This window comes from Streptomyces flavofungini, assembly GCF_041028215.1.
GTDB lineage: Bacteria > Actinomycetota > Actinomycetes > Streptomycetales > Streptomycetaceae > Streptomyces > Streptomyces flavofungini_B.
This window is the reverse complement of record NZ_JASKYR010001081.1, coordinates 1-2,282: the sequence shown is the minus strand read 5'-3', so window position 1 is coordinate 2,282 and position 2,282 is coordinate 1. Positions and strand designations below refer to the sequence as shown.

Annotated in this window: 2 protein-coding genes; both read left to right on the top strand. The window is 75.6% G+C overall.

Translation table 11 applies throughout. The features are described from left to right. The first annotated feature begins 61 nt into the window (after window positions 1-61). Window positions 62-859, top strand: coding sequence for an enoyl-CoA hydratase/isomerase family protein (locus tag AB8Z36_RS38575; protein WP_369218026.1), 798 nt, complete (start codon window positions 62-64; stop codon window positions 857-859). Between the two features lie 118 nt (window positions 860-977). Further along, the gene (locus AB8Z36_RS38570; RefSeq protein WP_369218025.1) at window positions 978-2,153 is read left to right on the top strand and encodes a GGDEF domain-containing protein; all 1,176 of its coding nucleotides are present in this window, start codon (window positions 978-980) and stop codon (window positions 2,151-2,153) included. The last annotated feature ends 129 nt before the right edge of the window (window positions 2,154-2,282 follow it).

Genomic DNA, 2,282 nt, shown 5'->3' with positions numbered 1-2,282 from the left:
GCGGGCGGTGGCTGACATGATCCATGGGTAACGGTCGTTAACCGGAGGTTCAGGAGGCGTCATGGGTGACGAGCAGCGGTACGGGGAGCATGTGGCGGTCAGGCGGCACGGCCATGTCGTCGAGCTCGTCCTCGACCGCCCCAAGGCCATGAACGCCGTCTCCTCGGAGATGGCCCGCTCCATCGCCGCCGCCTGCGCCGCCCTCTCCGGCGACGGGGACGCCCGCGTCGTGGTCGTGACGTCCACGCACGAGAAGGCGTTCTGCGTCGGCGCCGACCTCAAGGAGCGGAACTCCTTCAGCGACGCCGAGTTGCTGCGCCAGCGCCCCACCGCGCGGGCCGCCTACACCGGCGTACTGGACCTGCCCATGCCCACCATCGCCGCCGTCAACGGCTTCGCGCTCGGCGGCGGCTTCGAGCTCGCGCTCTCCTGCGACGTGATCGTCGCCGACCCGAGCACCGTCGTGGGGCTGCCCGAGGTGTCCGTCGGCGTCATCCCGGGCGGCGGCGGCACGCAGCTCCTGCCGCGCCGCGTCGGCGCCGCCCGCGCCGCCGAGCTGATCTTCTCGGCACGGCGCGTGGAGGCGGCGGAGGCCCGCGAGTTGGGCCTGGTCGACCTGGTCGCGGCCGAGGGCGGGGCCCGTACGGAGGCACTCGCGCTCGGCGCCCGCATGGCCGCGAACTCACCCGTGGGCCTGCGTGCGGCCAAGCGCGCCCTGCGCCTCGGACACGGCCTCGACCTGCGCGCGGGCCTTGAGGTGGAGGACGCGGCGTGGCGCACGGTGGCGTTCTCGGGCGACCGGGCGGAGGGCGTCGCGGCGTTCAACGAGAAGCGGAAGCCGCAGTGGCCCGGGGAGTGAGCGCCGGACCGGGGAGCGCGGGGCGGCGCGCGAGCGCTCCGGGCCGCTCGGGCGGCCCGCTGCGGCTAGCGATATGTCTCGAAGTTCCATTTTGCCGCAAACCTCCTAGCCTAGGGTGATGGGAGAGGACGTCAGGCTGCGGGCCGTGGTGGAGCTGGCGCAGGGCATGGCCGCCGCGCGCACCCCGCGCGAGACCTGGCGCGCGGCGGCTTCGGGCGCCTGCCGCGCGCTGGACGGGAGCTTCGCCGCGCTCTCCCTGTGGGAACGCGAGCTCGGCCGCCTCCGGGTGCTCGTGAACACGGGCGAACGGAACGAGGACGAGGAGGAGTTCCCCGAGCGCGAGGCGTACCCCGTCCACCAGTTCCCGGAGATCACCGAGTTCCTGCACGAGCGCTGGGCGGGCGGCGGCGAGCCCAACGCCTGGGTCGAGACCGTCGAGGGGCCCGCTGGCGACCGCTTCGCGGGCTACTGCCACCAGCGCGTCACCGCGCTGCGCAGGCGTGGCCGCGGCTGCTGCGTGGTCGCGCCGGTCGTGCTGCACGGGCGCGCCTGGGGCGAGCTGTACGTGGCGCGGCCGAAGGGGGCACCGGTCTTCGGCCGCGCCGACGCGGACTTCGCCACCGTCCTCGCCTCGGTGGTGGCGGCGGGCATCGCGCAGACCGAGCGCCTGGAGGAGGCGCGCAGGCTGGCCTTCACGGACGCGCTGACCGGGCTCGCCAACCGGCGCGCGGTCGACCTGCGCCTGGACGAGGCGGTGGAGCGGCACCGCGCCGACGGGACCGTGGTGAGCCTCGTCGTCTGTGACGTGAACGGGCTCAAGCGCGTGAACGACACCCTGGGCCACGCGGTCGGCGACCGGCTCCTCGAACGCTTCGGCTCGGTCCTCTCGCTCTGCGGCGCGATGCTGCCGGGCACGCTGGCCGCGCGCCTCGGCGGTGACGAGTTCTGTCTGCTCTCCGCCGGTCCGACCGCCGACGAGGTGGTCCGCGTCGCCGACGAACTCTGCGTACGCGCCGATGAGTTGGAGCTCGGCGACGGGGTCGCCTGCGGGGTCGCGTCGACCGGCGACCCGATCGGACCCGTGCGCYCGGCGCGCCGCCTCTTCCGCCTCGCCGACGCGGCGCAGTACCGCGCCAAGGCGGCGCACGCGGCCAAGCCGGTGGTCGCGGGGCGCGAGGGCGGCGAGGGCGAGGGCGACCCGGTGATCCGCCTCGCCGACGCGCCGCCCGCGCCGGACGAGGCGGGGGAGCGGCGGACGTTCCGGGGCCGGGAGCACCCGCCGTCGAGCGGCTGAGCCGGGGTCACGGGCGGGCGGAACCGGCTGCTGGGCGGGCCGAAGGGGCATGAGCATGATCAGTTAGGGTGGCCGCGCCCGGAGGCCCGGGCGACGCGGCGCGCGGGGCCGCACAAGCCCGCACGGGGG